8 protein-coding genes are annotated in these 8805 nt (G+C 36.1%); 5 read left to right on the top strand and 3 right to left on the bottom strand.

What is annotated here, in order from left to right; genetic code table 11:
• The 3 genes from CD118_RS09785 to CD118_RS09780 form a co-directional block, all read left to right on the top strand.
• The coding region (locus CD118_RS09785) for an LPXTG cell wall anchor domain-containing protein (protein ID WP_142380869.1) at positions 1-1185 on the top strand (1185 nt) is incomplete at its 5' end.
• Between the two features lie 138 nt (positions 1186-1323).
• A complete protein-coding gene (locus CD118_RS12035; RefSeq protein ID WP_169925610.1) occupies positions 1324-1566 on the top strand; it encodes a hypothetical protein in 243 nt (80 codons plus the stop codon).
• Positions 1563-1796: a GNAT family N-acetyltransferase gene (locus CD118_RS09780; RefSeq protein ID WP_240621931.1), complete on the top strand. Its 234-nt coding sequence runs from the start codon at positions 1563-1565 to the stop codon at positions 1794-1796. The genes CD118_RS12035 and CD118_RS09780 overlap by 4 nt, the downstream gene beginning before the upstream one ends.
• 56 nt (positions 1797-1852) lie before the next feature.
• Here the strand turns inward: CD118_RS09780 and CD118_RS09775 are convergent, their stop codons facing one another.
• A complete protein-coding gene (locus CD118_RS09775; RefSeq protein ID WP_103356640.1) occupies positions 1853-2347 on the bottom strand; it encodes an isoprenylcysteine carboxyl methyltransferase family protein in 495 nt (164 codons plus the stop codon).
• A gap of 306 nt (positions 2348-2653) precedes the next feature.
• Between CD118_RS09775 and lip the strand changes: the two genes are divergently transcribed.
• Positions 2654-4522 (top strand): YSIRK-targeted triacylglycerol lipase, encoded by a 1869-nt coding sequence (gene lip, locus CD118_RS09770; RefSeq protein WP_103356639.1) that lies wholly within the window; start codon positions 2654-2656, stop codon positions 4520-4522.
• Between the two features lie 77 nt (positions 4523-4599).
• On the opposite strand, the gene CD118_RS09765 is transcribed toward lip, so the two are convergent.
• Both CD118_RS09765 and lqo read right to left on the bottom strand, forming a co-directional pair.
• The gene (locus tag CD118_RS09765; RefSeq protein ID WP_016425969.1) at positions 4600-4701 is read right to left on the bottom strand and encodes an SE2200 family small protein; all 102 of its coding nucleotides are present in this window, start codon (positions 4699-4701) and stop codon (positions 4600-4602) included.
• Between the two features lie 13 nt (positions 4702-4714).
• On the bottom strand, positions 4715-6208 hold the full coding sequence (gene lqo / locus CD118_RS09760; protein WP_060829313.1) for an L-lactate dehydrogenase (quinone): 1494 nt from the start codon (positions 6206-6208) through the stop codon (positions 4715-4717).
• Positions 6209-6957: 749 nt separating this feature from the next.
• Here lqo and CD118_RS09755 point away from each other — a divergent pair.
• Positions 6958-8805: KxYKxGKxW signal peptide domain-containing protein (locus CD118_RS09755; RefSeq protein ID WP_169925608.1), on the top strand; the 1848-nt coding region annotated here is incomplete at its 3' end.

The following is an 8805-nucleotide window of genomic DNA, read 5'->3' as shown; positions in this document are numbered from 1 at the left end:
AAAATTAATGGTAAAAATGATTTAACAATTGATTCTGGCTTCTACAAACCAACATATAATCTTGGAGATAAAGTATGGGAAGATACAAACAAAAACGGAATCCAAGATGAAGATGAAAAAGGTATAAAAGGTGTTAAAGTCACACTCAAAGATAGTACAGGCGAAGAATTAGACACTACTGTAACAAATGATAAAGGTGAATATGAATTCAAAGACCTTCCAAATGGTGAGTATCAAGTAGACTTTGAAACACCAGAAGGCTATCTCCCAACAGTGGCGAATACAGAAGATGATACTAAAGATTCTGATGGACCTTTAAATGCAAAAGGTGTCATTAAAGATGAAGATAATTTAACAGTAGACCAAGGTTTCTACAAAAAAGAAGAGCCACCAGTCCAAAAACCAGCAACATACAAAGTTGGAGACAAAGTATGGCACGATACGAATAAAGATGGTATCCAAAACGTAAATGAGCCAGGCATCAGTGGCGTAACAGTAACATTAAAACAACCAGATGGCACATTGATCACAACAAAAACAGACAAAGACGGCAACTACATCTTTACAGATTTACCAAATGGTAAATACGAAATCAGCTTTGAAACGCCAGAAGGTTATGAAGCAACAACAGAGAATGTAGGGGATGACGCATTAGATTCAGACGGAACAAAAGTTGAAGTCGAAGTGAACAATGCCGATGATCTTACAATCGATAGCGGCTTCTACAAACCAACACCAGAAGTACCAGCGCCGGAAGTACCGGAACAACCAGGTAACCCAGAAGTACCAACGCCGGAAGTACCGGAACAACCGGGTAACCCAGAAGTACCAACACCAGAAGTGCCAGAACAACCAGGCAACCTAGAAGTACCAACACCAGAAGTACCAACACCGGAAGTGCCAGAACAACCGGGTAACCCAGAAGTGCCAACACCGGAAGTACCGGAACAACCAGGCAACCCAGAAACACCAGCACCGAATATGCCAGAACAACCAGGTCAGCCTAAAGTAGAAAAAGCGATGCCTTCTACACCTCAAAAGGCTGAAAGTAAGCATAAGAAAGAAACATTACCTGAAACTGGACAAGAAAATGCCGGTCAAACGACATTACTAGGTAGCTTATTTGCTGCATTAGGTGGCGCATTCTTACTAGGACGTCGTCGTAAAGATAAAAAAGAACAATAATCAGGATACTGAATGATTAATAATGTTTCACCCCTAAAGTGAGTAATCCCTTCGCTTTAGGGGTGTTTTTTAACATACAACATTTTATAATATAGATTTATAAGCGATACTATTTTCGTTGAAATAAGGGTGATTATGATGGATATTATCGAAATGGATCAACTAGAAGAATCACAATTGAAGTCTCTCTTTAACCACTATTGGCATGATGATTGTATGATAGTGAGTTCAGGTGTGTATCATCTATCAAAACTCCCAGGTTTTGTATGTGTTGTTGAAGAAAAAGTTTACGGTATACTTACACGGTTAGAAATACAGTGGTTGAAATCATCTCAATTAATAATATTGAAAGAGTTAGAGGAGTGGGGGCAAAGTTATTGAAGGCATTAGAGCTTAAAGCACAAGCCTCATCAGCTGAGGAGATTCAAGTTATCACTACAAATGATAATCTGCGTGCACTTGGCTTTTTTCAGAAGCATGGATATGAGCTTGAAAAAATAATGAAAAATGCTGTAAATGATGCACGACGTATCAAGCCTTCGATTCCTTTATTAGGGGACCATCAAATACCAATTAAGCATGAGATTTTGTTGTTTAAAGCAATTAAATAAGGCATAAATAAAAAGCACTTTTAAGTAATGGATTTTACTTAGAAGTGCTTTGTTGTTTATAAAGACATTAATTTTTCTTCTTGTTGTATACGAACGTATAAGAAGTAGGCATATGGAAGTAACAATAAAGAAGTGTATGAAGCGTGTGTAAGTAGGATGACCCCTATTAATTCCGGAATGATATTTAAAAAATAATTCGGATGTTTGGTAATACGATATAGACCTGATTTGATAATCGGATGTTCTGGTAAGATGTAAAGTTTTAAAGTCCAAATCGGTCCTAATGTTTTAATAACATGGAATAAAACGCCATACGCAACGATTAAAATGATTAGTCCTAGTGTGTTAAAGAAACTCCATGTTTCATGAGTGATGACAGTTTCTACCCCAGCCGCAACGTAGATTAAGATATGTGTGAGTGCAAGCCATTTTGAATTTTTTTGACTGTATTCTTTTGCGCCTTGTTGTACAAGCTTTTTCGCGTGTTTAACGGATATTGCAAGGCTGACTAAGCGAATGATAAAAAAGATGATTAAAATAATTAAAGTCATGAGGTCCTCCAAAATAATATATTCAATTTTAATTCTATTGTTATAGACATCGTTTTAATAATAAACAGTTAATCAAAAAATTACTATTAACTATTTATTAAATTTATAATTTTTGATTTTGAAGAAGGTTAACGATGCGCTCGATTAGATTATTAAAGAAAAGATATTTTTGATGATTAAGTGTGAATTAAATTTGATTTCGATAACAGTTAAGCATTGAAGTATATAAAGTAGGCAAAGATGAAATAATATACGTTACAAATTGATAAATTGATTATAGAAACTAGATTATTAAGGAGGGTTTTTATGTTTAATCATCAGCAAGACCATACATATGCTTTAAGAACACGAAGTGTCAGTATCTCTACCATACTGCTCGCTACAAGTTTATTCGTATGGGTAGGACATGATGCGTATGCAGATGAAGTAGATCAAGGTCATTCACTTAATACATCTCAAACGTTGCACACAGAAAGTAAGAACGTGATGAGGAATCCCCTTCGACAAAACAATGAGACCCATGCCTCACAAGTTGAATTATCAAAAACTCCAGAAACTCCTCAGAAAGCAACTACTTTAAAACAAAATGTCACATATACGAATAACCATTTAGCGCAAGAAAACTCAGCACCTGAAAGAAATCATTCTGCGAGTGATACAAAACTAAAGGCACAAAATAGTACATCTAACCCAAGTAATGTTGTTCATGCGCCAAAGGTTGCTTCTCATCAAAACAATCAAAATGCCGGTTTAGATCCGGGATTTTCTGTGATTGATCGTCGTAATGCTGAAACGACACCCAATCAAGTCGATCCTGAATTTAATAACGTGAATACACATAAACAAGAAATTAATTATGAAAAAGGGTCTGCGCATACGCCTAATTTAGAAATGATCGATAATGATAAGAAATCAACGACGACTCAAAATTTAAGTGCAAAAGAAGAAACGCAACCTCGTGAACCTCAAGTGACGTCAACAAAGGAAGCATCTGTGAAAAAGGCAACACAAGCGCCTCAACCAGCACAGTATAAAAATAAAAAACCCATCATTTTTGTGCATGGTTATGGGGGCTTTGTAGGTAATAATGCGCCTCCTGGAACCCATTATTGGGGCGGTAAAAAATACGACATGATGAATCAATTGCGCGCATCAGGTTATAACGTTTATGAAGCAAGTGTTAGTGCTTTTGGGAGTAACTGGGATCGTGCTGTAGAGCTCTATACTTATATCAAAGGCGGTGTCGTCGATTATGGACAAGCTCATGCAAACAAATATGGACATGCGCGATATGGTAAATCATATCCAGGCATTTTACCCGGCTGGCAACCGGGACAAAAAATTCATCTCATTGGCCATAGTATGGGAGGACAAACGATTCGGATGTTAGAGTCTTTGTTACGAAAAGGAGATCCTGAAGAGATTGCGTATCAAAAGGAACATGGTGGTACGATAAGCCCTCTTTTTCAAGGGAATCACGATCATTTAATTTCGTCAATTACAACAATAGCTACACCGCACGATGGGACAGTCGCTTCGGATGAATTAGGTAATAAAGATATTATTAAGCGACTCATTTACGATTACGGTTTGTTTGAAGGGCGTAAAAATTCAGCTGTAGATTATGGTCTTAAACAATGGGGCTTAGAACAACGTCAAGGGGAAACATTTGCTGAATATGCGAAACGTGCAAGTAAGAGTCCACTGTTTACTTCTGAAGATACAGCACTTTATGATTTGACGCGTGAAGGTGCTAAGAAAATCAATCAACGGGCAGATATTAATCCAAATATTTACTATAAAGCCTATACAGGATCTGCGACGAACAAAACACGATTAGGTATTCAAATATCAGATGTCCATATGAATATTGAACATAAGGTGACAGGGGATTTAATAGGACGAACACGTGATACAGCGTGGAGAGAAAATGATGGCTTAGTTTCTGTGATTTCAGGCCAACATCCAGATAATGAACCTTTTGAATATGTTGATGATAACACAGCGCCTAAAAAAGGGATTTGGCAAGTGACACCTACGTTGAAAGGATGGGATCATACAGATTTCACAGGACAAGATACATTAGACTTCCATCATACAGGTGCAGAATTAGCTCGTTTCTATCTGGGAATTATGAACGAACTCGTGCGTGAAGAGGCACTTGAAACTGCATAAAAAGAGATAAAAAAAGACGTTCAAAATGAAAATTCATTTGAACGTCTTTTCAATACTATCAATCCATATAGGTTGAATTAGTATTCAATATTTGGCATTTTATTAACATGCTCTTGATAGCGTTTTAAAGCGACGAATGCTGCAGTGAGTACAGTTGCAACGATAACTAATTTTTTCATATTGGCAACTCCTTTACTCGTAGTAATTTAATTCTAAGTCTTTTGAAGTTTGTTTACGTGTTTTTCTCATTAAATCAACATCTTCAATTAATGATTTACCGTATGAAGGAATCATTTTTTGTAACTTAGGTTTCCATTCAGCTTCGTATTGAGCGAAGTTTCTTTCTAACACTTCAAGTGCGACAGAAACTGATGTTGAAGCCCCTGGTGATTCACCAAGTAAAGCGATAACAGTGTGGTCTTCTGAGTTAACCACTTCAGTACCGAATTGGATGAAACCTTTACCGTATTCTTTAGTATCTTTAATAACTTGAACACGTTTACCAGCTGTGTATAATTCCCAATCTTGATCTTTAGCTTCTGGGTAGAAAGTACGTAAGTGGTTCATACAACCTTCTTTAGTCATTAAGATTTGATCGATTGAGTATTTGATTAATGGTAAGTTTTTCGCAGCTGCCGCAAGTAAAGTCGTGATGTTGTATGGTTTAACTGATTTGAATAAATCTAAGTTTGAACCATTTTTCAAGAATTTAGGGCCGATGCTTGCGAAAGGTCCGAATAATAATGCTTTTTGACCGTTAATGTAACGTGTATCTAAGTGAGGTACAGTCATTGGTGGTGTGCCAGGTGGCTCTTTACCATAAACTTTGACACCGTGTTCTTCGATAACGTCTGGGTTTGTACACATTAAGAATTGACCTGTAATAGGGAAACCACCTAAGTGTTTACTTTCAGGGATACCTGTTTTTTGTAATAAAGGAATCGCACCGCCACCAGCACCAATGAAGATGTAATCAGCAAGTTGAACTTGTTTTTCTCCAGTGTTGCGGTTGATGATTGTAACTTCCCATTTACCATCTAAACGACGGTTAAAATCTTTGACTTCATGGTTGTAGTGTACGTCTGCATTTTCATGTTTTTCGATACTTCTCGCCATTTTACGTGTTAATTCACCAAAGTTAACGTCAGTACCTTCATCGATTTTACTTGCAGCCATAATATCACTAGAATTGCGACCTTGCATCATTAATGGCATCCATTTTCTCATCACTTCAATATCTTCAGTGAATTCGATATTGTCGAACATTGGAAATGCTTTCATTTTATTGTAACGATCTTTTAAGAATTGAACGTTATTTTTACCTCTTACAAAACTAATGTGAGGAAGTGGATTGATGAAATCTCTTGGTGTATCAATGTTTTTACTTTTAACAAGATAGCTCCAGAATTGTTTAGAGATTTCAAATTCTTCGTTAATCTCTTTTGCTTTTTCGATGTCAATTGAACCATCTGGTTGTTTAACAGTGTAGTTCAATTCACAAAGTGCTGCGTGACCTGTACCGGCATTGTGGCGTTCGTTTGAACTTTCCACACCTGGACGATCTAAACGCTCATATAATTTAAGATTCCAATGTGGCTCTAAATCTTTAATCATTGAGGCGAAAGTCGTGCTAAGTACACCGGCACCGATAATGACGATGTCTTTTGAATCTGATTGTGTTGGCATACATAATCACCTTTCATTGTTTGTATAGTGAGGAATAAACATAATATCCCTGAGTAAATATGATTGATGTCACAGACCTTAAAATTACTCCACAGTCTATTATAATACATTTTTATACATAACGAAAACGAATAACTCACGTATAAAAAAATAAAGTAATTGGAGGTTGATTCATCTAATTTTAAAGCGTTACTTCAATAATAATGGTATTAAAGTCATGAATCAATGCTTTTTCTATTCATTCGTAGTAATTTCTAAAATTTATTGTATTAATACGCGCGTTTGTCATGTGAGTAAGGTAGAAAATAAATGGTAAAACATCATTTATCTGAAAAGATGGTGTATAAATACATTGAAAGCAGTGGCTGAGTTGAATGTAGAAATACTTTATTAATATTTTTCTACTTATTTGCTAAATCCATTTAATTAATTATTAGTTTAAATTTAATAAACTTTTTATAACGCATCCCTCAATGTTCTAACTTTCAGAAATACCTCGTTTAACAAACCCTTTAAACATAAAGAATTCAATAGAGTCACATCTCTATGCTTTTTAAATGCAAATTCCCATAAGAACAAATAAAAAGTAATTTTATATAAATAGGTATTCAAAATCTGAAATAGATTATATTACAAACTAGATTTCATTTAATATTTTATTGCACAGTTAAATAAAAGGTATTATTATCTTATATAGGCTGCGATGACAAGTTCAAGTTTTATGGAAATTATTTAATGGGAGTTTTGCAATGACAAGAAAATTTAGGGAATTTAGAAAAAGTTTAGGACAAGAAAAAGCAAGAGTGAAACTATACAAATCTGGAAAGGAATGGGTAAAAGCCGGTATTAAAGAGATTCAACTCTTAAAAGCCATGGGTTTACCTTTTTTAAGTAGAGATATTGTAAAAAATGAAGATGGCGAAGTTACAACGCGTTTTGGTGAAAAAATTAAAAAGCATGCAATGCAAACAACGGCAATCGCCGGAGGGGTGTTTACTGTTAACATGTTGCATGATCAACAAGCATTTGCCGCATCAGATGCTCCGATGACTTCAGAGTTAGCAACAAAGAGTCAAACAATTGGGGATCAAACATCAATTGCAATTGAAAATTCAGTTTCTAATGTAGAGGCGAGCGCGAGTACTGTTGAAAGTGATAGTGTCGTTACTTCTGAAAGTGAAGTATTAAAACAAGATATAGAAAGCACTTCTTTATCGGAATCAGACTCAGTATCATTATCAGAATCTGCTTCTACTTCAACAAGTACTTCAGTATCTCAAGTATCAAAGCATAAGCAATCAGATGAAAAACAAGTTTCAAATTCTGAGAAGCAATCAGAATCAAATGTGGAAAAATCTACATCTGTTTCTAAAGCATCAGAAACTTCAGAAGCAATCACATCGAAAAGTGAAGGCAAAACTTCTGCGTCAATTAATCAGAATAGTCAAAATTCAATGCAACCTGCAAGTGTATCTGTAAGTGAGAAGCAGTCATCTTCTCAAGCGTCATCACAGTCATTAGCAAATACAGAAGCGCTTGTGTTAAACTCAACAATTTCTCCGGTTCATACAGTCGCTACAGAAGTTGGAGAAACAGCATTTAGAGTGGCACTTTCAAGTCGTTCTGAAAGAGATAGAAACCAAGGCGATGGTAGAGATACTCGTAATAATGTAAATGTTTACTATGAATTACAAGTTGATAGTGACGGTCATAATGCAATCTTTAAGTATACAATATCTTACGACAATGTACACACAGCGGGAATTGACTCTCCATCAAGTTTATATTATCCGAGAACAAAAGTCAGAAACACCTCTGATAAAAACATAGGCATGCTAAAGTTAGGAAAAGATTATGGTAAGCCAACTAAAATTACGCAAGGTATTACGGAAAGGGGTTGGAGAACTAGATTTGCCTCTACGGATCAGACCTATCCTTTACGCGGAGATGCAAAGAATGGTTATTATTGGCAATCAGGTGTAATGGATGCTGATCAGATTAAAGCAGGGTACGGTTTAACAACTGTTATTGAAGTACCAATTTTAAATCCTAATGGAGACGTTTCTTATAACTTCACACCATTTGCTTCTTACGACGATATTGGTGGTAAAAGAGGGCAAAACTATTTTTCAGACGTCGTTAGTAATGTTGACCCATTTAAAAGAAAGAATCCGAGTGGAGCAAGGGCGATTACAGAAAGCCGTAATGCTTCTACTTCATTGGTTAAGGCGCAATCTGAAAGCGTAGTTAGAAGTCAATCGGTTGCAGAGTCAGAGAGAATAAGTGCATCGAAATCGACATCAGTAAGTGAGTCTGAATCAACTTCTGCACATCTAGCAAGTGAATCAGCGTCAACAAGTACTTCAGTTTCCGAAAGTGAATCAACTTCCGAGTCAGCAGTTAAGAGTGCGTCGACATCGACAAGTAAATCGGTTTCAAATTCAAATCGAGTAGCGAGTGAGTCAACTTCAACAAGCGAATCTGTGTCAAATTCAAATAGAGTAGCAAGCGAGTCAACATCGACAAGTGAGTCCGACTCGGCATCAGTAGCTAAGAGCGAATCAGCATCAACAAGTGAATCGGTTTCAAATTCAAAT

It is taken from the genome of Staphylococcus coagulans, from assembly GCF_002901995.1.
Taxonomy (GTDB): domain Bacteria; phylum Bacillota; class Bacilli; order Staphylococcales; family Staphylococcaceae; genus Staphylococcus; species Staphylococcus coagulans.
Note: the sequence above shows the minus strand (reverse complement) of the source record. Positions and strands in the feature narration are given on the sequence as shown.